Origin of the sequence: Pseudoalteromonas sp. KS88 (assembly GCF_004766475.1) — a bacterium.
Taxonomy (GTDB): Bacteria; Pseudomonadota; Gammaproteobacteria; order Enterobacterales; family Alteromonadaceae; genus Pseudoalteromonas.
On record NZ_PYHV01000009.1, the window covers coordinates 20,127 to 45,288 of the forward strand.

Annotated in this window: 21 protein-coding genes; 7 read left to right on the forward strand and 14 right to left on the reverse strand. The window is 40.4% G+C overall.

Features of this window, described 5'->3' with window-relative positions:
- The first annotated feature begins 69 nt into the window (after positions 1-69).
- The 3 genes from C7Y70_RS05825 to C7Y70_RS05835 all read left to right on the forward strand — a co-directional run bounded on the left by C7Y70_RS05825 (position 70) and on the right by C7Y70_RS05835 (position 3,991).
- Complete coding sequence (locus C7Y70_RS05825) at positions 70-516, forward strand: DNA polymerase III subunit chi (RefSeq protein ID WP_099296364.1); 447 nt, start codon at positions 70-72, stop codon at positions 514-516.
- A 54-nt stretch (positions 517-570) separates the two neighbouring features.
- The gene (locus C7Y70_RS05830; protein WP_135473733.1) at positions 571-3,426 is read left to right on the forward strand and encodes a valine--tRNA ligase; all 2,856 of its coding nucleotides are present in this window, start codon (positions 571-573) and stop codon (positions 3,424-3,426) included.
- A gap of 121 nt (positions 3,427-3,547) precedes the next feature.
- Positions 3,548-3,991 carry a hypothetical protein gene (locus tag C7Y70_RS05835; RefSeq protein WP_135473734.1) on the forward strand — a complete coding sequence of 148 codons (444 nt, stop codon included), beginning with the start codon at positions 3,548-3,550 and terminating at the stop codon, positions 3,989-3,991.
- A gap of 30 nt (positions 3,992-4,021) precedes the next feature.
- Here the strand turns inward: C7Y70_RS05835 and C7Y70_RS05840 are convergent, their stop codons facing one another.
- Positions 4,022-5,290 (reverse strand): outer membrane protein transport protein, encoded by a 1,269-nt coding sequence (locus C7Y70_RS05840; protein WP_135473735.1) that lies wholly within the window; start codon positions 5,288-5,290, stop codon positions 4,022-4,024.
- Positions 5,291-5,595: 305 nt separating this feature from the next.
- On the opposite strand from C7Y70_RS05840, the gene C7Y70_RS05845 reads away from it, so the two are divergent.
- A complete protein-coding gene (locus tag C7Y70_RS05845) occupies positions 5,596-5,919 on the forward strand; it encodes a hypothetical protein (protein WP_135473736.1) in 324 nt (107 codons plus the stop codon).
- Here the strand turns inward: C7Y70_RS05845 and C7Y70_RS05850 are convergent.
- The 12 genes from C7Y70_RS05850 to C7Y70_RS05905 form a co-directional block, all read right to left on the reverse strand.
- Positions 5,879-7,102, reverse strand: coding sequence for an HD-GYP domain-containing protein (locus C7Y70_RS05850; RefSeq protein WP_135473737.1), 1,224 nt, complete (start codon positions 7,100-7,102; stop codon positions 5,879-5,881). The two genes, C7Y70_RS05845 and C7Y70_RS05850, sit on opposite strands and share 41 nt — an antisense overlap.
- Before the next feature lie 203 nt (positions 7,103-7,305).
- On the reverse strand, positions 7,306-7,641 hold the full coding sequence (gene rraB, locus C7Y70_RS05855) for a ribonuclease E inhibitor RraB (RefSeq protein ID WP_099296289.1): 336 nt from the start codon (positions 7,639-7,641) through the stop codon (positions 7,306-7,308).
- Positions 7,641-8,354 carry a 1-acylglycerol-3-phosphate O-acyltransferase gene (locus tag C7Y70_RS05860; protein WP_180270439.1) on the reverse strand — a complete coding sequence of 238 codons (714 nt, stop codon included), beginning with the start codon at positions 8,352-8,354 and terminating at the stop codon, positions 7,641-7,643. The genes rraB and C7Y70_RS05860 overlap by 1 nt, the downstream gene beginning before the upstream one ends.
- 98 nt (positions 8,355-8,452) lie before the next feature.
- A complete protein-coding gene (locus C7Y70_RS05865) occupies positions 8,453-9,244 on the reverse strand; it encodes a hypothetical protein (RefSeq protein WP_135473738.1) in 792 nt (263 codons plus the stop codon).
- Between the two features lie 197 nt (positions 9,245-9,441).
- Positions 9,442-11,736: a DNA topoisomerase IV subunit A gene (gene parC / locus C7Y70_RS05870; protein WP_135473739.1), complete on the reverse strand. Its 2,295-nt coding sequence runs from the start codon at positions 11,734-11,736 to the stop codon at positions 9,442-9,444.
- 10 nt (positions 11,737-11,746) lie between these two features.
- On the reverse strand, positions 11,747-12,841 hold the full coding sequence (locus tag C7Y70_RS05875) for a PQQ-dependent sugar dehydrogenase (protein WP_135473740.1): 1,095 nt from the start codon (positions 12,839-12,841) through the stop codon (positions 11,747-11,749).
- Positions 12,834-14,759, reverse strand: a complete 1,926-nt coding sequence (locus C7Y70_RS05880; RefSeq protein WP_135473741.1) for a tetratricopeptide repeat-containing diguanylate cyclase — start codon at positions 14,757-14,759, stop codon at positions 12,834-12,836. Before C7Y70_RS05880 ends, C7Y70_RS05875 begins: the two co-directional genes overlap by 8 nt.
- 15 nt (positions 14,760-14,774) lie before the next feature.
- Positions 14,775-16,664, reverse strand: coding sequence for a DNA topoisomerase IV subunit B (gene parE / locus C7Y70_RS05885; RefSeq protein ID WP_099296284.1), 1,890 nt, complete (start codon positions 16,662-16,664; stop codon positions 14,775-14,777).
- A gap of 32 nt (positions 16,665-16,696) precedes the next feature.
- Positions 16,697-17,257, reverse strand: coding sequence for a YqiA/YcfP family alpha/beta fold hydrolase (locus C7Y70_RS05890; RefSeq protein ID WP_135473742.1), 561 nt, complete (start codon positions 17,255-17,257; stop codon positions 16,697-16,699).
- A complete protein-coding gene (locus C7Y70_RS05895) occupies positions 17,242-18,033 on the reverse strand; it encodes a metallophosphoesterase (RefSeq protein WP_135473743.1) in 792 nt (263 codons plus the stop codon). Before C7Y70_RS05895 ends, C7Y70_RS05890 begins: the two co-directional genes overlap by 16 nt.
- The gene (locus C7Y70_RS05900) at positions 18,020-18,478 is read right to left on the reverse strand and encodes a DUF1249 domain-containing protein (RefSeq protein WP_135473744.1); all 459 of its coding nucleotides are present in this window, start codon (positions 18,476-18,478) and stop codon (positions 18,020-18,022) included. The genes C7Y70_RS05895 and C7Y70_RS05900 overlap by 14 nt, the downstream gene beginning before the upstream one ends.
- A 33-nt stretch (positions 18,479-18,511) precedes the next feature.
- On the reverse strand, positions 18,512-19,138 hold the full coding sequence (locus C7Y70_RS05905; RefSeq protein WP_135473745.1) for an NUDIX domain-containing protein: 627 nt from the start codon (positions 19,136-19,138) through the stop codon (positions 18,512-18,514).
- Positions 19,139-19,294: 156 nt separating this feature from the next.
- Between C7Y70_RS05905 and tolC the strand changes: the two genes are divergently transcribed.
- The 3 genes from tolC to C7Y70_RS05920 all read left to right on the forward strand — a co-directional run bounded on the left by tolC (position 19,295) and on the right by C7Y70_RS05920 (position 22,295).
- Complete coding sequence (gene tolC, locus C7Y70_RS05910; protein ID WP_099296279.1) at positions 19,295-20,635, forward strand: outer membrane channel protein TolC; 1,341 nt, start codon at positions 19,295-19,297, stop codon at positions 20,633-20,635.
- A 101-nt stretch (positions 20,636-20,736) separates the two neighbouring features.
- Entirely contained in the window at positions 20,737-21,663 is a 927-nt protein-coding gene (gene lpxL, locus C7Y70_RS05915) for an LpxL/LpxP family Kdo(2)-lipid IV(A) lauroyl/palmitoleoyl acyltransferase (RefSeq protein WP_135473746.1), read from the forward strand.
- Positions 21,664-21,722: 59 nt separating this feature from the next.
- Complete coding sequence (locus C7Y70_RS05920; protein WP_099296277.1) at positions 21,723-22,295, forward strand: TcpQ domain-containing protein; 573 nt, start codon at positions 21,723-21,725, stop codon at positions 22,293-22,295.
- A gap of 12 nt (positions 22,296-22,307) precedes the next feature.
- Here the strand turns inward: C7Y70_RS05920 and glnE are convergent, their stop codons facing one another.
- Positions 22,308-25,106, reverse strand: coding sequence for a bifunctional [glutamate--ammonia ligase]-adenylyl-L-tyrosine phosphorylase/[glutamate--ammonia-ligase] adenylyltransferase (gene glnE, locus C7Y70_RS05925; protein WP_135473747.1), 2,799 nt, complete (start codon positions 25,104-25,106; stop codon positions 22,308-22,310).
- Between the last annotated feature and the right edge of the window lie 56 nt (positions 25,107-25,162).

The window sequence follows — 25,162 nt, forward strand, 5'->3', positions numbered from 1 at the left end:
CAAAATCCATGCTCTAATTTATGCGTACTTCTAAGTACCATATACAATGCTATGGGAAGCCCCGATACAATGAGCATCAACGCACAATTTTTTGTTCTAAAGCAACAAGATGAATCTCAAGCTAACGCGGATGATCATTTTAGCTTAGCGGCACAAATTGCTGCAGAACAGTATCGTCTTGGCCATCGTGTTTTCGTTTTTGTTGATAACACAGACACCGCCCATGCTATTGATGAAACGATTTGGTCTTTTGATCCTGACAGTTTTGTGCCCCATAACCTCCAAGGCGAAGGCCCTAAAGGCGGCGCCCCTGTTGAAATAGGCACGACCCCACCAGTTGGTAATCGTAAAGTTTTAATAAACTTGGCTGATCAGTTGCCGGATTTTATTCGTCGCTTTAACCAAGTTTTTGATTTTGTACCCGTAGAAGCATCAGCTAAACAAGCCGCCCGTGAGCGCTTTAAAAAGCTACGTCAACTCGGTGCCAATATCACCACGCAAGATATTAATAGCTAACTACTTTAAGTTATTTAGCTAACTCATTTAAGTACTTATTTAAGGTTCTGTGTAATGGATAAAACCTACAATCCGCAAGATATTGAACAGTCGCTATATCAAGACTGGGAAGAAAAAGGCTACTTTAAACCATCAGGTCAAGGTGAAGCATATTCGATTATGATCCCACCACCGAATGTCACGGGTAGCTTACACATGGGCCATGCCTTCCAAGACACCATTATGGATACCTTAACGCGCTTCAAACGTATGCAAGGTAACAACACATTATGGCAAGTAGGTACAGACCACGCAGGTATTGCAACGCAAATGTTGGTAGAGCGTAAACTCTCTGCTGAAGAAGGTAAAACACGTCATGATCTAGGCCGTGAAGCTTTTATCGATAAAATTTGGGATTGGAAAAACCAATCTGGCGGTACTATCACCAAGCAACTTCGTCGTCTTGGCGCATCAGTTGATTGGGATCGTGAACGCTTTACGATGGATGACGGCTTATCTGAAGCGGTTAAAGAAGTCTTTGTTCGCCTTCATAAAGAAGACTTAATCTACCGTGGTAAACGCCTAGTAAACTGGGATCCGAAATTACACACCGCCATTTCAGACCTTGAAGTTGAAAACAAAGACAAACAAGGCCACATGTGGAACCTACGTTACCCATTGGCAGATGGCGTAAAAACGCAAGACGGTAAAGACTACATTGTTGTTGCAACGACTCGCCCAGAAACCATGTTAGGTGACTCAGGGGTTGCAGTAAACCCAGATGACGAACGCTATCAAGATTTGATTGGTAAAGATATTTTACTGCCAATTGTTAACCGCCGTATTAAAATTGTTGCCGATGAGCACGCCGATAAAGACAAAGGCACGGGCTGCGTAAAAATCACCCCTGCCCATGACTTTAACGATAACGAAGTGGGTAAACGCCATCAAATGCCAATGATCAATATCTTTGATAAAGATGCTGCGGTATTAAGCCAAGGTGAAACTTACACCTTTGATGGTAAAGAGCTTGAGTTTGATGCGCCAATTCCTGAGCGCTTACACGGCCTTGACCGCTTTGATGCGCGAAAAGTAATTATCGCTGAGTTTGAAGAACTTGGATTACTTGAAAAAATAGAAGACCATGCGTTAACAGTGCCTTATGGCGACCGCTCTGGTGTGGTCATTGAGCCACTTCTTACCGACCAATGGTATGTACGTGTTGCTCCGCTTGCTGAGCCTGCAAAAGACGCGGTTAAAAATGGCGATATTCAGTTTGTGCCACAGCAGTATGAAAACATGTACTTCTCGTGGATGAACGACGTACAAGATTGGTGTATTTCACGCCAGCTTTGGTGGGGTCACCGTATTCCAGCTTGGTACGACAACGAAGGCAATGTATTTGTTGGTCGTGACGAAGCTGAAGTACGCCGTGAAAACAACATCGCCGATGATGTAGCACTAAGCCAAGACGAAGACGTACTTGATACTTGGTTCTCGTCTGCTCTGTGGACCTTCTCAACCCAAGGTTGGCCTGAAAATACAGATGATTTAAAAACCTTCCACCCGTCTGACGTGCTGGTAACTGGTTTTGATATTATCTTCTTCTGGGTGGCGCGTATGATCATGATGACCATGCACTTCATCAAAGATGACAACGGCAAGCCACAAGTGCCATTTAAAACAGTTTACGTTACCGGTCTAATTCGTGATGAAAATGGCGATAAGATGTCTAAGTCAAAAGGTAACGTACTAGACCCAATCGACATGATTGACGGTATCGATCTTGAGAGCTTAGTGACTAAGCGTACTGGCAACATGATGCAGCCGCAGCTTGCGAAAAAGATTGAAAAGAACACCCGTAAAACCTTCGATAACGGCATTGAAGCACACGGTACCGATGCCCTGCGCTTTACATTAGCAGCAATGGCGTCAACAGGTCGCGATATCAACTGGGATATGAACCGCCTAGAAGGTTACCGCAACTTCTGTAATAAGTTATGGAACGCTAGCCGTTACGTACTTATGAATACCGAAGAACAAGATTGTGGTTTTACAAGCGATGCAGCTAAAGAGTACTCGCTAGCTGATCGCTGGATTTTAGGCCAGTATGAAGCGACCGTTAAAACGTATACTGAGCACTTAGATAGCTACCGTTTTGACCTTGCCGCTAATACACTTTATGAATTCACATGGAACCAGTTCTGCGACTGGTACTTAGAGCTCACTAAGCCAGTATTATTCAAAGGTAATGAAGCACAACAACGTGGTACGCGTCACACGCTAATCACTGTACTTGAAAGCTTATTACGCTTAATGCACCCAATGATGCCATACATCACAGAAACAATTTGGCAGCGCGTTGCACCTCTAGCAGGCCTTAAAACAGAAAGCACCAGCATCATGGTTCAAGCCTTCCCTGTTTATAATGCAGCCAGTGTTGATGCCAAAGCGATGGAAGACTTAGAGTGGGTTAAGCAATTCATTGTCGCTATTCGTAACATTCGTGGTGAAATGGACATCAGCCCAAGCAAACCACTTTCAGTGTTACTTGCTAATGCATCAGAGGAAGACAAGCGTCGTATTGAAGAGAACAAGAGCTTCTTAGCGTCACTTGCAAAAATTGAAGCATTCACATTGCTAGAGAACAAAGATGATGCGCCAGCTTGTGCGACATCATACGTAGGCAACCTTGAGATCATGATCCCAATGGCAGGTCTAATTGATGTTGATGCTGAACTTGCTCGTATCGCTAAGCAGCTTGAAAAAGCTGAAAAAGGCCTAGCACAAGTGCAAAATAAACTTGCCAACGAAAAGTTTGTAAATAATGCACCTGAGGCCGTTCTTGCTAAAGAACATGAAAAATTGGCTGAGTATTCAGATGCTAAAGCCAAGTTACTTGAGCAAAAAGCGAAAATTGAAAGCTTATAAGCACTGACGCTTATTTACTTTTCTGAAAAAGCGAGCTTTATAGCTCGCTTTTTTGTTTCTATTTAAAGTCCACCCACTTATACTTTCCGTGATAATTATAAATCACAGGAATCATTTAACAGTGAAAAATACACTCTTTATATCAGCACTATTGGCTATATCATTTTGCTGTACTTCAGTTATGGCAAAAAATACATTCTCTGCTGGCGCTGGGTTTTATGAGTTTGGCGGTCATGCTGGGATTAAATACAAATATTCAATTGACGATTCACAGGCGATTTCTGCTGCCGTAGGTGTTATTGGCTATTCACTCGCTTACGAGTACTCTTTATCAGCACATACCACTGTCGGTCTAAGTGCTGGTCAACAGGTTGCCGTCGCTGAAGATGGCTATGTTGTTGCTAAGTTAAATTACTATTTCCAGGGTATTGATAATACGAGCTGGATACTAGGCTTAAGCGCAGGTGTAAAAGAAGAAGATGGAGACTGTTTAGTGTTTTGTGAAAAGAAAGACACTGAACAAATAGAAGGCACCGTAGGTATACATGTGGGTTATCAATTTTAAAAAAGGCAGCGAAAGCTGCCTTTAACTCACTTAAAACGTGTAGTTATACTGCGCACCAAATAAATATGCGTGGCCATTTGACTCAAACCCCCACTGTTGCCCTAAGTTATCAGGCTCAGTGAACTTTTGCGTTTTACCACGTAAAATACTCATACCGATATCTAAGTTTGATTGCTCGCTCATTGTGTAGTTAACACCAAACGAGTACCAAAAACGGTCTGTATCTGGAATAGAGATAGACATGTGGTTCTTATCTGCAGGTGACTCATCATAGGCAATACCGGCACGCAATAATACAGCATCGTTGAACTGGTAATCAGCACCGATTGAGTAACGCATTGCGTCAGAGAAGTTCTCTTCTTTTGAGAATACAGGCTTATTAAGGCCTTCAACTTGTGCTTCTAGCTTGTCAAAGCTTTCCCAACCAGTCCACATTACACTGTAATGCAGACCTGTTTTACCATCTAACTGATGAGAGCCAGAAAACTCAGCAATTGCTGGTAAAGTGATTTCCACACTGCCTGGAATACTTGCACCAGCAAGACCATTAAATGGCGCTGACGCAGGCAGTTGATTTGAATATTGACCGTCAAAGGTAATATCAGTTTCACTGCGGTAGTTAAACCCAAAACGGCTATTTTGATCTAGCTGGTACATTGCACCCACGTTCCAACCAAAGCCTGTATCGTCACCTTCTAAATGAACTGCTTCTGTTTGAGCTGGAACACCGAACGGGTTTGCACCAAAGTTACGAATAATTTTTGCATCAGCATAAATATAATTTAGGCCTAAACCAACGCTAAACTGTTCGTTGATTTTATATGAACCACTGACGTTCATATTAACAGTAACAATTTCCGTTTCACCCGCTAATTGACCTGCAGGGTAATCCGCATCGAACTCGGTAGCTAAACCAAAGTTAGAAAAAGCGCCAAAACCGATTGAAAATTTGTCATCTACAGGCATAACAAAGTAGCCCGCCGGAATAACTGCTGAAGGCGCAATGCTGCTATCATTTAATTGATTTGGATTTGTTGATGCATTGCTCGCTTCTGTGCCACGCAAACTGACATCAGGAATTACCGCAATACCTGCGACACTGAGTTGCTTTTCTTTAAAAACTGACATTAACGCAGGGTTACGTGCTACGACCGAAGCATCATCGGCAACAGATGCTTCACCTGCGTATGCGCGTCCAAGGCCTGATGCATTTTGCTCTGCTAACTGAAAGGCAGCGGCAAAGCTGTCAGCAGATATAACAGCAAGCGATGCTGCGATAAGAGTTTTAGTAAATTTCATTGTGTTTCCTTAACCAAACAAAGTTTGGATACCCATGTGTGTTATTTTTAACCTGCGTACAGGTTATTTAGGATCAAGTTACTATATTCAAAACCTTGCTACACTACCTTAATTTTTATCGAAAAACTGTAACAATTCGTTAAAAAACCACATAAAAACCGTTTTTTAACATCAAAGTAACAGTTTTTTAAAACTCATCGGATGAGATAGCAAAAAAATCAGATGCAATTAATTATCATTTGCGTTGACTTGCTGTTGGTAGCCAATTAGACTATTTGCAATGTTTTATTCTGGATGGAAAAGCAATGGAGATTGGGTTTATTGCTGTGGCACTTATTCTTTGCGGTGCTAGCGTTTATTGTTTTTGCAAAGCAAATTATTGTGCATGCACCAGAGCTGGCGAATGCGACAATCCCGTAAATCATTATTGGCTAGGTGCGATTGCAGCTGCATGTGTCGCATTAATTTGTTGCTGTGCAGCTCTTCACTCAGAGCAAGGCACATTGCTGTGGCTGGTATTAATGGTGAGTTGTTTTGGCGGCGCATTACTCTCAGCCAAGCATTCAGCCAAAAAAAGCTGCCAAAAAACTAAGCAAGCAAGTGCTCTTTTAACAAACGAGCCAAATTAAGCTGATAATCCAGCGGCTTGATACTTGCGATAATTTTTAAGTCATGGCCTTCTGCCGATAAATCGACGTCTTTTGGTGTTATGTGATGGTTATGCTTTGCATTATAAAACACTTTAACACTGGGTTTGATTGGGTTTTTCTGATTCCCTTGGGTAACTAGACCTAACCGTTCATTAGTCAATTTTACAACCGTACCAACGGGGTGAACACCTAAACACTTTATAAAACGTTGTACTAACTCACTATCAAAAAGATCTTTATTACTGAGTAAATAACGTAACACATTGATTGGCTCAGTACCAAGTTGGTGAGGCCTATCGGAGCTCATTGCATCATACACATCAACAATTGCCATGATCCGTGCTGGACGACTTAATTTATCTGCGCTGATCCCTCGTGGGTAACCACTGCCATCAAGTCGTTCATGATGATTAACTATCATATCAAGCATCAATGGCGTTATGCCTTTTTCGCCCTTAACAAGCCCCAAGCTCTGCACAACATGCTTTTTGATTGCTTGCATTTCAAGGTCATTCACTTCTTCTGTTTTTGAGAAAATACCTTGAGGCAACTTTGCTTGACCCAAATCATGCAGTAATGCCCCCATCGCAAGCTCTTGTACAATCGCTTCTTTGTAACCTAAATATTTGGCAAAAACAGTAACTAAAATGGCGCAGTTGGTCATATGACGCCAATTATACATATCTTTATCTTTGATACGCGTTAGTATTGCCATGGCATTGTGATTGCGAAAAACTGATGCCACAATATCTTTGGCAATATCATCTAACAACGCAAGGTTCATTTTTAAGCCTGAGGTCACATCACCATATAAGCTCTGTAATTTTCGATTGTGTTGCTCGTACGACACACTTGCCTTTGTAAATTCTTGCTCAACACTGATTGCTTTTTTTGCTTTTGCTGGCTTCGCTTTTACCGCTGGTTTTTTTTCGGGGGACGCTTGTGGCTTAGGTTGGTACTTAGCCGGGATCTTGACATCGCTTTGGGTGAAATCTATAACCAGCTCAGCAACACCTTCAGCGACTAGTCGTTTAATAATCGACTTATCACGAACTAAACCACGTGTTTTTATCTTTATGCTATCAACACCTTCATATTGCTTGCTGACACTGTCTACAAACATACCCGGCACAAGCTCAGAAATAGGAAGGGAAATAAGCATAAATGTGGTTGCGTTACTTTTATAGAATCGAATATATTATTATCAACTAATGACAATAAATGTCTACAGGTAAAACACCGAATACGAATTATGGATTAGTTTTTTAATCACGCGACGAGCATAAAGTTAGTTGGAGTGGATTAAGCAGGTTGGTAATAAATCGTACCTAGGCTCTCGTTCCAGAACCTAGGCGGAATCACAATTTATTCTTGGAAGTAAGTGCCCCAGCCGTCGTACTCAACGCCTGTATCGATAGCAAGCTGTGCAAGCTTATCAACATCTTCCATGATTACTTCAACATCAAGTTCGGCTTCAACAACAATGTCAAAACCCCAGATTTTTGCACCATCTTCAAGCTCTAGCTCAGCTGGCTCTTCAACGTCATAGCCAAGTTTAAATGCCGCTAGCGCTGCTTGTTCAAGCTTTACAAAGTCTTCACAAACAAAGTGGTGCTCTACTTCGTAAAGAATTTCAGGATCAGAACCATCTTCCAATAAAGAAGAGACGATGTCTTCACTAATTTCACGCCAATTTTCCATTACTTTTCTCTCACTTGGGCATCTAATTCGGTTATTCTAGCAGCCATCATAGTATGAATACGACTTGCGTGTTCACGCGCACCGATTTCTTTATCAAGGTGCTGAGGTGCTAACATGTCAATATAGATTGTACCATTGTCCCAACGATTTAGCTTAATGGTTTTGTCTGTTGTGCTCATACAAACAGGTACAACAGGTACACTTGCATTCATAGCAGTATGAAATGCCCCTGTTTTAAATGGCAGTAAGCCGCGCCCATAGCTTCGAGTGCCCTCTGGAAACATCCAAATAGACAATCCTTTTTGTTTAATTTTTTCAGCTGTTTTAGAAATAGTTCCTGCGGCTTTCGAACGATTACCTCTATCAATGAGTATGTTACCTGATAGCCAATAAAGCTGCCCAAAAAATGGGATCCACTTCAAACTTTTTTTACCCAAGCTAACGCAGCTTTGCGGCACTGCAGCGGGTATTGTAAATAAGTCATAATTGTTTTGATGATTTGCAACATACACAGCTGGGCCAGAATTTTGCGCATCAGGGTGGCGAGTAATAACAACCTTTACACCCAACATTTTAGCCATTGAGCCAAACCAACTTGAAATTACATGCACATTGTTCTTATGAAAGGGTTTAACTACACACAGTAATAAGCCACAAAAACAACTTACTAATATAAACAAAGCCATGATTAAAATACGGATAAAAGCTAACAACAGAATTCTCCTCTACGTTCTAAAACGCATTATAGCGTTATTTAGGCTGTATAACGAGAGTTAAGCGCACACATGTACGCTTAAAATTTATCTTGATACTAACTAATTGGTTTTTTAAAGCTGTATACTTTGAGCTCTCTAGCGGCTTTACCTACCATTTGGCATTTGTATTCTTTTAGAGATTGCGTTGCCTCGCGATGTTTGCCGGCTTTTCTAAATGCTGAATATCTATTAGAGCACTCATTAAAATCTTTTTTTAGGGCATCCCTATTATCAAGGTAATAAGTTTTTATTTCTTCTCGCTGTTCACGAACTGCTTGCTTACTCAAGCTGCATTGAATTTTATCAAAAGAAAGACCCTTACAGACTCCGTCTTTATAATCCTCTAGCTCCTTATCTTTATACTTTTGCTTTAAAATATTAATTTGTTCATTTTCTTTAATTGGTTTTAACTCATTAAAAGCTTTACAAATAGGTTTTACTTTTTCAAAGGTAAGGCGTTTACAGTGTTGCTCTTGAACAACTAAAAAATCAGTATAGGATAAGGTTTCAAGCTCGGTAATATGTTTTTTGTACTCAGCGTCGAACTTTTTAGATTTCTCCTCTTGCTCTTTTTTTAGCCTTTCCTGCTGTTGCTCATATTCAATCTTTCTTAATTTACTTTTGTGAATTCGATAGATCTTATCTGCCGCTATACATTCTTTATCCTCTGATATTGACTGTAGTTTATCTTTGTCTTTTTCGATAAAAGCTTGCTTTGTGCGCTCTTCGCACTCTTTTACTTTTGTTTGAGCTGCTTCAAGGTTACCTGCGTAATATTCCTCATCGTGTTCTGAGCAACCAACCAAACTCACTGCGCACAATGTAAAAGCTAAAATTTTAAAATACATATACTTTATTCCTTATAAAAAACTTACAACTCCATGTTAACTACTGCTATTTAATCACATAACTGAAGACCGCCAATAGTTAAAACTATTAGGTACAAAATGTAAACTTTTTAGGAACGAAAAAGTTACAAACATAAAAAAACCTGCAAATGCAGGTCTCTTAATGAGTGTAATGATAAGCTAGCTTTAGCGTAAAATTACTCTAAACTGCTTTGTTCAGCTTCAGCATCATTGGAGATAGTAAGTTCAACTTCAGCTTCATCTACGCGCTGCAAGCCTCTGGGTAATTTATTACCTCTGCGCCCGCGCTCGCCATGATAATGTTCAAGATCGCTGGGTTTAAGCGTTAACTTTCGCTTACCTGCGTGCAATGTAACGCTCGAACCTTGCGGCACAACAGCGAGTACTTTTACAAACTCTTCACGGGCTTGTACTTTTGCACTTGGGATAGAAATTATTTTATTGCCTTTACCTTTACCTAGTTTTGGCAAATCACGAAGTGGAAACAGTAACATCCGGCCTTCGTTTGAGATCGCCATACAGTAATCTGTCGCTACATCATTAACCCGAATAGGTGCTAATAACTGTCCACCTTTTGGCACACTAACTAGCGCTTTACCGTTTTTATTCTTACTCACTAAATCGATAAAATCAGTAATAAAACCATAGCCAGCGTCTGAAGCCATTAGTAAGACTTGCTTATCTTCTCCCATTACAACGTGCTCAAAATTAGCACCTGTAGTTAGATTAAAGCGCCCTGTCATTGGCTCACCTTGACTGCGTGCTGAAGGCAAACCGTGCGCATCAGTGGCAAATGCTCGCCCTGCAGAGTCTAAAAATACTGCGGGTTGATTGCTCTTACCCCGTGCCGACGCTTTGTACTCATCACCCGCTCGGTAGTTAAGACCTTCAACATCTATATCATGGCCTTTACCAACACGTGCCCAGCCTTTTTCAGAAAGCACTACGGTGACTGACTCTGACGGGATAAGGTCTTTTTCGCTCAATGCTTTTGCTTCAATACGTTCAACAACTGGTGAGCGGCGGTCATCACCATAGAGCTCAGCGGCTTCTTGAATTTCTTTTTTCAGTAATGTCGACATACGACGATCTGAGCCTAAAGTAAGTTCAAGCTTGTCACGTTCTTTTGCTAACTCGTCTTGTTCACCACGAATTTTAAACTCTTCAAGTTTTGCTAAGTGACGTAACTTTAACTCTAAAATCGCTTCAGCCTGAATTTCAGAGATGTCGAAACGCTCCATCAAAACAGGTTTTGGCTTATCTTCAGTACGAATTATTTCAATCACTTCGTCAATATTTAAAAAGGCCGCTAATAAACCTTCTAAAATATGTAAACGAGCGAGAACTTTATCCAAACGATGCTGCAAGCGACGACGTACTGTTTCACGTCTAAATACCAGCCATTCAGTTAAAATACTGCGTAAGTCTTTTACTTGTGGACGACCATCAAGGCCTAGCATGTTTAAGTTAACACGGTAATTTTTTTCAAGATCGGTAGTAGCAAATAAGTGCGCCATTAGTGGCTCTGCTTTTATTCGATTTGACCGCGGGATAATAACGATGCGTGTTGGGTTTTCGTGATCTGATTCATCACGTAAATCAGCCACCATTGGTAATTTTTTTGCGTTCATCTGAGCTGCAATTTGCTCAAGTACCTTACTACCAGAACACTGATGCGGCAACGCAGTGATCACAATATCACCTTGCTCCTGGGTATACACAGCGCGCATTTTTATAGAACCACGCCCTGTTTGATAAATTTTTTGAATATCAGCTTTTGGCGTGATTATTTCAGCGTCTGTTGGGTAGTCAGGCGCGTAAACGAGTTCTAAAATCTCGTTAAGTTCTGTTTTAGGTTTATCAAGCAGTAAGCAGCACGCACTAGCCACTTCACGTACATTGTGAGGTGGAATGTCGGTGGCCATGCCGACTGCAATACCTGTAATACCGTTAAGGAGTATATGCGGCAGACGAGCTGGTAGCACCTGCGGCTCATTCATTGTACCGTCAAAGTTTGGGGTCCAATCAACAGTGCCTTGGCCTAGCTCTTTTAGTAATACTTCTGAAAACTTAGATAAACGCGCTTCCGTATAACGCATTGCAGCAAATGATTTAGGGTCATCTGCAGCACCCCAGTTGCCTTGTCCATCCACGAGCGGATATCGGTATGAAAATGGTTGCGCCATTAACACCATAGCTTCGTAACAGGCACTGTCACCATGGGGATGATATTTACCAAGTACATCACCAACGGTACGCGCTGATTTTTTATATTTAGCCGCAGCTGATAAACCCAGCTCACTCATAGCATAAATAATACGACGCTGAACTGGTTTTAAGCCATCACCAATATGTGGCAATGCTCTATCCATGATCACATACATGGAATAATTCAAATAAGCGTCTTCAGTAAAACGCCCCATTGTTTGTTGCTCAATTCCTTGCATCAGCAAGGTATCTGTATCACTCATCAAAGCCTACCTAATTTTTTTTATAGCTTACACGGTAGATCACATTGGCATAATCATCTGAGATCAATAAGCTGCCATCGGCAAGTTCTGCAAACGCAACCGGACGACCCAACGTTTCTTCGTTTTTCATAAAGCCCGTTATAAACGGCGTGTATTTTATCACACGTCCTTGCTCAATAGTGGCAACAGCCACTTTATATCCTGATTTTTTACTGCGATTCCATGAACCATGTTCAGCCACAAATAACTGCTGCTGATAGTTTACTGGAAATTGTTTTGACTTATAAAAATGCACACCTAATGGAGCAACATGGGCTCCAAGCGCTAAAGCGGGTGCTTTGTAATCAGTAATGTTTTTGCCTATGCCGAACTCGGGATCTAAAATTGAACCCGCATGGACATAAGGAAAGCCAAAATGATCCCCCTCTTCGCTAACACGGTTAATTTCACAAGGTGGCAGGTCATCGCCCATCATATCGCGGCCATTATCGCTGAACCAGAATGCTTGCGTACTAGGGTGATAATCAAACCCAACTGAGTTTCGCACCCCTTTGGCAATGGTTTGAATTTCTTTTGTGTCTATATTTAATGAGAATATACGCCCGTATTTTTCGTTTTCAGCACACACATTACATGGTACACCAACAGGCACTATTAACTCACCCGTCGGTGAAAAGCGAATAAACTTCCAACCATGATGGCGATCGGTAGGAAATTGATCATAAACTACTTCATACGTTGGTTTTTTTAAGTGTTTATCGATATCTTTAAAACGAATAATTCGCTCAACTTCTGCAACGTACAAGTCACCGTTTTTCATTGCCAAGCCCGAGGGCATATTCAAATCTTTCGCAATCACTATTTTTTTATCTGCAACGCCATCACTGTTGTGATCAATCAGCGCATACACCTTACCAGCTTTACGAGAGCCGGCGTAAACAATCCCTTTTTTTGATACTGCCAGCTGCCTTGCATTATCTACATCATCTGCGAATAAACTAATTTTGAACCCGTCAGCCACACTCAGCTCTTTGAGTATGTCCACTGCAAAAGCTGGCATACTTAAACACCCAAGTAAAACGAATAACATGCGTAATTTATTCATAAACTTCCACCCTATTTCGACCCTTCGTTTTAGCTGAATACAAGGCTTTATCTGCTTGCTTCAGTAAGTCTTTGAATGTGTCAGTTTGGCTGCTTTTTTGAGTAACCCCCAAACTGACAGTGACTTTTGCTGTTTGCCCATTTTCACAATCTATAGTCTCTTTTTCTATTGCACTTTTGATGCGATATGCAATTTCAGTTGCTTCGGTTTGATTTGTATTATTTAACACAACTAAAAACTCTTCGCCGCCAATCCTGCCTAAACAATCAATATTACGAATAGCTTGTTGAGCTAATATCACCACTCTTTTTAATACAAGATCCCCCACAGGATGCCCATATTCGTCGTTAATTCTTTTAAAGTGGTCCAAGTCAAAACTAATAAGAGAGAAGCGACTGTCAGTTTTCGATAGTTCCTGCCATTGCAGCTCTGCTAGATCCATTATTTTTCTACGATTTGCAACACCCGTTAAATAGTCAGTATTGGCAAGTACGCTAAACTTTCGTTTAAGTCTGTATTGGCGCCATGCAAAAAGTAAAAACACCACTGATAGCAATAATACACTTACCATGATTGTTTTTTGGAGTACTTCCTGTTGCTCAAACTCTGTTAATCTGGCGTCTTTTAGCTCTTTATCTTTTTCTAGAAGTTGGTTTTCAAGTTCGGTTTTTTTCAATTCAAATTGCACTTTATAGCGAGAGCGAGATAGCTCCCTCACTTTATTAAAATACTGCTTATTGAGGTTAATATAAGCCTGCTGAAAAGCGACAGCTTGCTGGTACTGTTCAGTTAAAATGGCATGTCTACTTTTTAGTTCAATGAGCTGGAGTCTAAAAGTAATACTATTTTGGACTGGAATGGTTTTAATTTTTTCTTCAACGCTGTCAAAAGTTCGTAAAGCTAAATCCAACTCACCTTTTTCAATCTCTATCTGAGCCTGAATTAATTGGTATCTAATAATACTTTTAATATCTTCGATTTCTGATAACCAAGAGGCACTTAAACTCAAAAAATGCTCGGCTTTTACCAAGTTATCCAATGCTAAATAACCTTGAGTCAGTAAAATATAAGCATAGTAATCAAAACTGGGGGTATTTAACTTATCATTTATTGTTAAGATTCTATTGGCTAATTCATTTGCATCGCCAGCACGGCCAACATCTAAATACGTTTTAGCTAAATAATAATATGACACCATAGTGTCAAACTTAAGATCGTTTTCTAAAAAGTATTTAAGCGCCTTTTCTTGTAGTTCAATGGCTTTTTCATAATCAAATAACGCTTCATACGTTCGTGCAATGCTGCCATCAAGATACGCTAGCTTTAGTCTATTCCCACTTGAGCGAACCAATGCGTAAGCCTTATAAAAGTAATCTATCGCATTGACTTCATCATGGTTATTTAAATAAAAATCGCCTAAATCCGAGTAAACATCTGCAAGTAAAACGCTATCATTAAGAGGTTCAACCAGCTCTTTCGCTTTATTTAAATTTGCTAAGGCAAGTTCGGCACTTCCCAAATACATATTTATATCTGACTTTATCATCCAATAATGAATCTGAGTTGTTACATCCAGCTCATCCAAGTGCTCACTAATTTGTTGTTCTAAAGCTTGAGCTTCGCTCAACTGACCATTAAAAAGGTAGTTTCTTGCAAGCTCTATTTGTAACTTCGAATGTTGTAAATCGGTTAATTTCCCGCCATTATTGCGAAGTAAATCCAGTAGGTAATCAATGGCTAAACTTGGGTGTTTGATACTGTTTTTTTCAGCAGTTGATATTTTTTCCTCTAACCATTTATCTTCTTGTATCGCGCCTGAACTAGCGGCTGATACAAACAAACAATAAACAAAAAAGCAGCTTATTGTTAAGCGGTGTAAACTAGCTAATAGTAAACTGCTATTTTGTTGTCGATACATAAGATACCTTCGAGTTTATACTTGCGCACGATTTCCATGATCTTCTAGCCATTGACGGCGATCAGATGAGCGTTTTTTAGCCAACAACATGTCCATCATTTCTAAGGTCTGCTCTTCTTCGTCCAGTGTCAATTGCACCAACCTGCGTGTATTGGGATCCATCGTTGTTTCGCGAAGTTGCAATGGGTTCATCTCACCCAATCCTTTAAATCGTTGTACGTTCACTTTACCGCGTTTTTTCTCTGCTTCGATTCGCGCTAATATGCCCGTTTTTTCATCTTCATCTAGTGCATAATACACATCTTTACCGATGTCGATTCTAAATAGTGGCGGCATAGCTACATACACATGTCCTTCCTTAATTAAGGTAGGGAAGTGACGAACAAATAATGCACATAAAAGCGTCGCAATATGCAGCCCATCCGAATCAGCATCAGCCAATATACATATTTTATTGTAGCGTAAGCCTGAAATGTCATTTGAATCAGGATCAATTCCTAATGCAACCGAAATATCATGCACCTCTTGTGAGGCTAATATTTGTCCAGACTCAACTTCCCATGTATTTAGGATTTTACCACGCAAGGGCATTATCGCTTGAAACTCACGATCTCGCGCCTGTTTAGCTGACCCGCCTGCTGAATCACCCTCCACTAAGAAAAGTTCAGTACGGTCATTATCAGCGGCACTACAATCGGTTAATTTACCTGGTAATGCAGGTCCTGCTGTTACACGTTTACGCACTACTTTTTTCGCCGCGCGTAGTCGGCGTTGCGCATTAGAGATACACAGTTCAGATAACAGCTCTGCAATATCTGTATGTTCATTTAGCCAAAGGCTAAATGCATCTTTAACTATCCCCGATACAAATGCTGAACAAGACCGAGAGGATAATTTTTCTTTAGTTTGACCGGCAAACTGTGGGTCCTGCATTTTAACGGATAAAACATAGCTACAACGCTCCCAAATATCATCTGGCGTTAGTTTTACCCCTCTAGGAAGCAAGTTTCTAAACTCACAAAACTCACGCATTGCTTCTAGCAAACCTTGGCGAAGGCCATTAACATGCGTACCGCCTTGCGCTGTTGGGATTAAGTTTACATAACTTTCAGCAATCGACTCGCCGCCTTCTGGCAACCAAACAACCGCCCAATCAGCGCCTTCTGTCGAGCTTGAAAATTCGCCAGTAAACGGATCTTTAGGGATGACCTCATAGCCTTTCACTGCTTCATTTAAATAATCTCGCAAGCCCGTTTCGTAATACCATTCTTGGGTTTCTTTGGTTTGCTTATTGATTAGCTTAATTCGTAAACCTGGGCATAAAACCGCTTTAGCTTTTAATAAATGATGCAGCTTCGTCAGAGAAAAATTTGCCGAGTCAAAATAGCTTGCATCAGGCCAAAACCTAACAGTAGTGCCCGTATTGCGTTTACCCACTGTACCAATAACGTTGAGGTCTTCAACTTTATCGCCATTTTCAAATGCCATCATAAATTGCTGGGCATCGCGACGAACAATCACTTCAACTCGCGTTGATAATGCATTTACAACTGAAATACCTACACCATGGAGACCGCCTGAAAACTGGTAGTTTTTATTTGAAAACTTACCACCAGCATGTAGTTTGGTAAAAATCAGTTCAACACCCGGAATACCTTCTTCAGGGTGAATATCAATAGGCATACCACGACCATCATCTGAAACTTCTAACGAGTTATCTTCATGCAGAATGACATCTATTTTGCTCGCGTGCCCAGCCATCGCTTCATCCACACTATTGTCGATGACTTCTTGGCCTAAATGATTGGGCCGTGTGGTATCAGTGTACATACCAGGACGACGTTTAACTGGTTCTAAGCCATTTAATACTTCAATGGCTTCGGCGTTATAATTTTGCTGACTCATAGTTTTTATCTTTTTATGTGCTTAGCTATGTTTTACGTGATTTTAAGAAAGTCCACAATGCTTTCAAAGGTGCTCTCAAAGTTTTTAAAACTATGATCACCTCCAAATTCAACATGCTGTTTGCATTGCGAATAATATTTTACTGCTTGCTCAAATCCGAGTACTTCATCGCCAGTTTGTTGTAATAAATACAGTAGCGAGGGCTGCTTCAACTGTGTTACAAAAAGTGCTTTTAACGCATTAATATGGCTTTTATTTAGTTCGTAATGGGTATCTTGATACGGGTTATAATTCGACCCTAAAAATGAACTTAATAATAAAAACGGCTTAACCGCAGGGTTTATTAGCACTGCAGGAAGCTGATACCTTTGTGATAAATAAGTGGCATAAAACCCACCTAGTGAGCTACCTATCAAAACCGAGTTTGGCGTTAATAATTGCTCCAGTTGAATTATTGCATGCAATGGTTCGTGACTTAAGCGCGGTACACAATATTCTACATTGTAGTGTGCCATATACTCACCAAAGCGCACAGCTTTATATGACTTTTCACTGCTATTAAAACCGTGAATATAGATTACTCTTTTAGCCATATTACATCCGTTTCACAGCATAAGCTCTGTGTTTCATGATTTTTAAATACAGTCATCATTCGATACGTAGGCCCGAGGTTTTGCTGCAACCATTGTGATGTATTTTTGGTAAATTGTACCGAACTTGCTGGAGTGGCAACTACATTCACATTTCGAAAGTGAAAGTCATAGTCATTATGAACATGTCCATGAAAAAGCCAATTAACTTGATTACTGTTATTCAATACATTGAGTAATTGCGGACCATTTTCCAACATGTGTTTATCTAAATACCCGTTAATAGGCAAAGGGTTATGATGGCAAAAAGCAATGCTTTGGCGCTGTGATGAGGCTAAATAGTTAGTAATATCATCCAAATGTGATTGTGTAACCCACCCAGCAGGTGTAATGCCTTTTGAATTAAGAAGTAAAATATCAAAACCATCTGCATTAATGAGCTTGGCATTTGAAATCTGCTTGTTACTTAACTGTGTCAGTAACTCAATCTCGTCATGATTACCTGGCAGCCAAACAACTGGGCAGCTTAATGGCGATTGCTCAATTAATTGAGCAAATAACGTATACGACTCTTGGCTATGATCTTGTGTTAAATCACCACCAAAAATCACACAATCGAAATTTTGTGTTGCCATGTGCGACAAACATGCAGCGAAGTGTTGGGCCGTATTAACACCAAAATATTCACCATCAGATTGTGCAAATAAGTGGCTGTCGGTAATGTGCGCAAGTTTTAACGTCTTTGTATCAAGCTTTAAGCTATCATCAAACCAAGCCATTGTTTACATCCCAATTCAGTACAGAGCGGCCACTTTCAACGCATGCCACTAACCAATCATATAAAAATGCATTAAGTTGATATTTTTCATCTTTTTGATGCATTAGTGGATTGGGGTAACCATAAGAAGGCTTAATTCTTTGATGATAATCATGATGGATAATTTCAGCTACCTTAGCGTCGTGATAAAGTCTGACCGTCAAAAAAAGAGGGCTCATCCGCTTAATCGTGCCCGATAGTTGAGTAATTGAGATATCCATGGTGTATTTGGCACAACCATCTATTTTAATTTCAAATTGATGTCCCCCTAATTGTACTTGGCGTTTTTCTGCTATCTCTTTTTTAGCTGGCAATAACTTTAATGCGCGCAAATAGTTGTGCTCACATAAAGTAAGGTACTTAGGTAGACTTTGAATATATCGTTGTTTCACTGCTATTGATGTCAAATTTGCGCCCTAAAGTTAATGGTTAAAGGTAGCTTATTTAGATTGATTTAGTACACGCTCACGATTTAGCGCCAGCCACTGTAATGAAATCACAGTGGCTGCATTGTCTATTTCACCATTATTTAAACGCGCAATGGCATCGTTAAAACTTATGATGTGAGTCTTAATATCTTCGCCTTCAGTTTCAAGACCAAAAACACCACTTTGCAAATTACTCAAATCCGCAAGCGCTAAGTACAAATATAACCGCTCTGTCGTTCCACCCGGGCTAGATAAATAAGATAACATATACTCTAGGTGCTGTAATTCAAGCCCCGCTTCTTCAAGTGCTTCGCGTTTGACCACTGCTTCATAATCGGTGCTTTGGTCTGTCATTCCAGCTATACATTCAAGCAACCAAGGCGAGTCCTTACTACGTATAGCGCCAATGCGAATTTGCTCAATGAGTAATAGTTGATCTGTTTTAGGATCATAGGGCAATACAGCCACCGCATCTCCGCGCTCTAAAATTTCGCGTTTGATGGTCTGTGACTCTCCACCTGCAAACAACGCGTGTTTAAACTGGTATAAGTTAATTTTAAAAAAGCCATCATATAAATTTTCAATTGGCTCCAATTTGACATCATCATTGTTAAATTGATTGATTATTTTGTTTGCCATTACAGCTCCATTATTTGTTGCTTAACTCAAAATGTTTGTGAGCTATTATATTCTGTTACACTTGTTTGCGCTGTTTTACACAATTTTTTTGTTGTTATTTTACAAAACAGGTTAACATGCTTTTAGTACGCAAATTGTCTAAGGACTGAACGACCAATGAAAAAGAACATTTTATCTGCGCTGATCGGTTTATCATGTGCATTGACTGCTACAGCATCAAATGCTGAAGATCTATTACAAGTATACGAAATCGCCACTGCAAATGATCCCACTGTTTTAAAAGCAAAGGCTCAAGCCGATGCGCAATCTTATAACAGTGACCGTGCTTTAAGTGCCTTACTTCCTCAAATCGGTTTCTCGATGGGTTATGAAAAAAGAGATGGCACCTCATATGATGGCACCGATGCCCTTGGTTATGCAAAAATAGAGAGTGAATCTGACACCTTCAGCCGTGGTTTAACTTTAAACCAAACTCTTTTTGACTTAGGTGCATGGAATTCTCTTGGTATTGCAGATAAACAAGCTTTACAAGCAACAGCACAATATGACTTTGCACAACAAGATTTGATTGTACGCGTAGCAGATGGTTACTTTAACGTATTGAGTGCTATCGATAAGCTTGAATTTGTGCAATCTGAAAAACGTGCTATTGAACGTCAACTCGAGCAAACAAAGCAGCGCTATGCCGTTGGCCTAACAGCGATAACTGATGTACACGAAGCACAAGCGCAGTACGATAACTCAGTCGCACAAGAAATTGTTGCTAAAAATGGAGTTGAAACAGCACGTGAGTTACTGCGTGAAATAACCGGTAAATATCATGCAAAACTCGATACTTTAAACACCGAGACATTTTCAACGGTTAAACCTAACAAACAATCGGTTGATTTCGTAAAAATAGCCGAACAAAACAATTTGAACCTTCAAGTTGCGAAAGTCACTGTTGATATCGCGAAAGATCAAATCGATTTGGCTCAAGCAGGGCATTATCCAAAATTAACTCTTAGCGCAACTTATGGCGATTCATTAACTGACACTGCGCGTAATAATATGAAGCCTCGTGGTGATAGCACAACAGTAGGCCTTAACTTTAGTGTACCAATCTACTCTGGTGGAGCAACAACGGCTGCGACAGACCAAGCACGTGCGTTTTATGTTGCAGCGAGTGAAGATTTAGAGTCTTCACTTCGTGGTGTTACCCGCTCTGTAATTACATCTTATAATCAAGTTGTATCAGACATTGCAACTTTCAAAGCGCTTGAACAAGCTGTTGTTTCAGCTGAAAGTGCGCTAAAAGCGACTGAAGCAGGCTTTGAAGTTGGCACACGTACTATTGTTGACGTACTCATCAGCACACAGAATCTATTTAACGCAAAAAGTAACTTAGCGAATGTTCGTTATCGTTATGTTGTTTCTACATTGCGCTTAAAACAAGCTGCTGGCACATTAACGAGCGAAGACTTAGTTGCCATTAACCAAGGTTTAAAGGAAATTTAAACAACTTTAAAATTTCTTTTAAAAGCCAGCTTTATGCTGGCTTTTTTGTATTTTTTATCGCTTACAGTTAAACTGCCTTTTTTAACGTTTGAGATGTTTTTGTGGTTAACTCTTCTGCTTTTAAGTTGTCTTTTTTAGGTCCCCGTTATTGGCTTACGTGGGTAGGTGTGTTTTTCCTTTATGTAATCTCTTGGCTTCCGCAAAAATTACAGTTAGCCATGGGCAAGTATTTAGGCCGATTAGTTCACCGCTTTATGAAAAAGCGCCGTCATATTGCTGAAGTAAACGTCAAACTATGCTTTCCAGAATTATCGGCCCAAGAACAGCAACAGCTCGTTTTAAAGAATATGGAAAATACTGGCATTGCAATGATGGAAACCGGTATGGCATGGTGGTGGCCACAATGGCGAATAAACAAAGTATGCGGTTCATTTAAAGGCATTGAGCACCTAGAGAGCATTCAGCGCTCAAAAAAGGGCGCGCTGCTTTTGGTGCCTCACATGCTGCATTTGGAAATGACTGGCCGTGTAATGGGTATCAAGTGCCAAGGTGTTGGCTTTTACCGCCCCCATAACAACCCATTAATGGAATACTTTACTACAAAAGGCCGTTTACGCTCCAATGAGTACCTCGTGGGCAAGCGAGATGTAAAAGGTCTATTACAAGCGCTTAAAAATAAAAAGGTTTGTTATTATTTACCGGACCAAGATTATGGCCGTAAACGCTGTGAATTTGTGCCATTTTTTGCAGTACCCGATGCAGCAAGCACGACTGGTACCTTACTTTTTTCTGCAAGTAAACATTGCGAAGTTGTCAGTCTTACAAGTCGCCGTGATGAACAGGGGAAATATCATTTGGAAGTATTACCCGTGCTCAATAACTTCCCTAGCGGCGATGATAAAACCGATGTAACACGGGTTAATCAACGTATGGAGCAAGCAGTCAACATCGCACCTGAGCAGTATATGTGGTTACACAGGCGTTTTAAAACTCGTCCTGATGAAAATGCACCGTCTTATTACAAGTAGCAGGTGACTTTGCGTTTTGAATATGATTTTATAAACAAAAATAAACAAGAGTATTAATTATGTGGTTTTGGGTTAAGCATTTATCATTAGCTGTTATTCTCATATTGGCTGCTCTTTATTTTTTATTTGGCCACGGCCCTGTCGTTAACGTAAAAGAATCGACCAATGCCGCTGCGCAAGGGCTGTCTCGTTTTTATGCGTCTTTACGCAACCAAATAAACAAAAGTAATGAGCGTGATAAATATGTATTAAAACTCTCTGCGCCTGACGTAAATATTGATGCTGCATTGATTGAGCGAGCCAAAGTTGTTGAGCCATCAACGCCCAATTGGTCTGGAGAGTTAATGCCAAGACGTTTTGAAAATGGATCTACATTAAAAAAAGTGCTTTCTAATTACGCTCGCGAAGAAGACATTGTTTTGTATTGGTATCTAAGTAAAGATTATGTTGTTAAAGATCATTTTCGCGTCGACAGTAATTTTAACTCCACCTTGTATCAAGTTGGCCGTGCAATCAACGATGACTTTGAAAATGAGGTGTACACGTTTTTTTGTTATAAACAAAGAGCAGCCGTTATTACCGAACTACCCTCTGAATATGTACGTGAAAACTGCCGCCGTTTAAAAAGTTAGGGTCTGTTGACCCTATTTGTCTAATGCAAAAATGCTGCGCCAAGCATTAACCACTAAATCAATATGTTGCTTAACACGCTCACGTTCAATACAACGTCCTTTTTGATCAAGACTTAGGACATGATAGTGCGAGCGATAATCAATATAGGCCGCTATCAGCCCTTCTTTAACTTTTTGACTGATACATCCTAATTTTGCCGCATCGGTTAAAATTCTAACGTTGTCCGAGTAAGTCGTTAGCTGCTCAAATGTATGCGCATTTTTAAGTACTAAATATTGTGTTATGAATTCAATATCAGTCATTGCACCTGCATCCTGCTTTAAATCAAATAACAGACTACTGCCCTTGGCTAAGTGACCACGCATTTTTTCCCGCATTTTAATAACGTCATCACGCAACAGTTGTTGATCACGGGCTTGGCATAATATTGCAAGACGAATTTGTGCAAATCGCTCCACCAGCTCAACTTGGCCGAAAATCATGCGTGAACGAACCAACGCTTGATGCTCCCATGTCCATGCTTGAGTTTGTTGGTAATGATTAAAGCTTTCTAGGTTTATAGCCATTAACCCTGATGCGCCTTCGGGTCTGAGCCTTGTGTCGAGTTCATAAAGGATACCCGATGCTGTGCGAGTGTTGAATAAGTGCATTAAACGCTGAGCTAGCTTTAAATAGTATTGTCTAGAAGAAATTCCTTTATCGCCATTCGTGTGACTTGTGCCATCGTGATTATGAACAAAAACAAGATCTAAATCGGAATCATAGCCAACTTCAAAGCCGCCAGTTTTACCATACGCAATCACTCCAAACCCTTTGTTTTCGTCGTTTGTTTTAGGCGGTGTGCCAAACCGTAAAGCCATTTGCTGCCACGCTATATTAATCGCTTGTTCTACAATCGCTTCTGCAAGTGCTGTCAGGTGATCGCTCACTTTCATAACATCAAGCACGCCAGTAGCATCAGCCGCAGCAATCCGCAATTGATGAGTTTGCTTAAATTGACGTAGCGCTTCCATTTGCTGCTCTAAATCTTCGTTATCGATACGTAAAAAGTATTGACGAATTTCATCTTTATAAGCGCTAAGCGATGTAGGTTTATAAAGCACTGCAGGATCGATAAGTTCATCGAGTAGAATAGGATAGCGAGAAATGTGTTCTCCAATCCATTTGCTGTGACAGCATAAAGACACAAGCTGTTTCAATGCTCCTGGGTTTTCAAAAAGCAGCTCAAGGTATGCAGTACGCGAAATAATTTTATTAAGCACTTGGCTAATCATTCTAAAAACATCACCTGAAGCATTGCACTGCGAAAGCTGCTTTAACAACAGTGGCATCAGTTTGTCGAGAATGTCACGGCCGCGCAGCCCTATTTTTGCCTTAGCTAAGCGCCCTTTAAAGTCATTTAGTGGTTGCTGCCATGCATCATTTGGCTCCGTGAGCAGACTTATATCACCATGCTCCCAGGCACTAACAAAAGCACTTTCACAAGGGTCGTCAGGTTCATTCTCATAGCCTATAACTAATTCGAACTCACCATGGATGGCGGTCATTTTGACATTTATATCTGCGAGCGTTTGCTCAAAATCGCTGTAGCCTGTTAAATAATTTAAGCGCTGTTGATTGAGTTCATCATCAGGCAAAGTCTGAGTTTGCTGATCATCAAAAATCTGTAAGTACTGCTCTATCTTTCGCAAATATAAATAATTTTGTTCTAATAGCTGCGCTTCACTTTGAGCAATAACTTGGTTTTTACTTAGTTGAGCCAACGCTTTTATTAATGATTGCGTTTGTAAATTTGCTTCTCGGCCACCACGTACCATTTGCAGCGCTTGAACGACAAATTCAACTTCGCGGATCCCTCCAGCCCCTAGCTTTATATTATTTGTAAGGCCTTTACGGCGAACTTCTTGGGCTATCATTTGCTTCATTTTTCGTAATGATTCAATGACGGAAAAATCAATATATCTTCGGTATACGAACGGTTTTAACAATTGATAAAACTCGTTAGTGTAGTTAGTAGGTGCTCCAATTAAACGCCCTTTGAGCATGGCATATCGTTCCCACTCTCGACCTTGCTCTTGGTAATAATCTTCAATGGCATTAAAACTCATCACTAAAGGGCCACTTTCACCAAAGGGGCGTAATCGCATATCCACACGAAACACTTGGCCATCAGCTGTATTTTGATTAAGTGCTGCAATTAATTTTTGAGCGACCTTGGTGTAAAAAACTTGGGCTTCTAAAGAGCGCCTACCACCTTGTGTCTTGCCTGTATGAGGGTAAGCAAAAATCAAATCGATATCTGAAGAGTAGTTGAGTTCTCGTCCACCGAGTTTACCCATACCTAAAACGAGCATAGGGATTGGATTGCCCTGTTCATCTACAGGCTGCCCATTCACTTTAGCTACCTGTGAAAATGCCCATTGGTTAGCGCCGTTTATGAGGCTGTCAGCCAATTGCGAAATATAGTTAATACTATCGGCAATTTCATTGCCACAGCATAGATCGAGAAAGGCAACTTTAAGCCAATAACGTTGACGATACTGGCGCAAAATCTTATACCCTGCGGCTTCTTCTAATTCTGTTAAGTCAAAATCTAAAAATGGACATGGGCAGTCGCGAAGAGACATTTCATGCTCACAGAGTAACATATCAATGAGTTCAGGCTGAGCGTCGAGACAGCGCCATGCAAAGTCACTTAACCCCAATAATTGGACTATTTTTTTATTAATCGTCCGCTGCCCATAAAGCGCTGAAAATCGTTCTTCGCCAAGTTTTTGTAATTGCTGGGGGAATATTGCACTTTTACTCATTAAAAACTCTCTTTTATATCAAGCATATCCATACTAGAATAACTAACATACTAAAA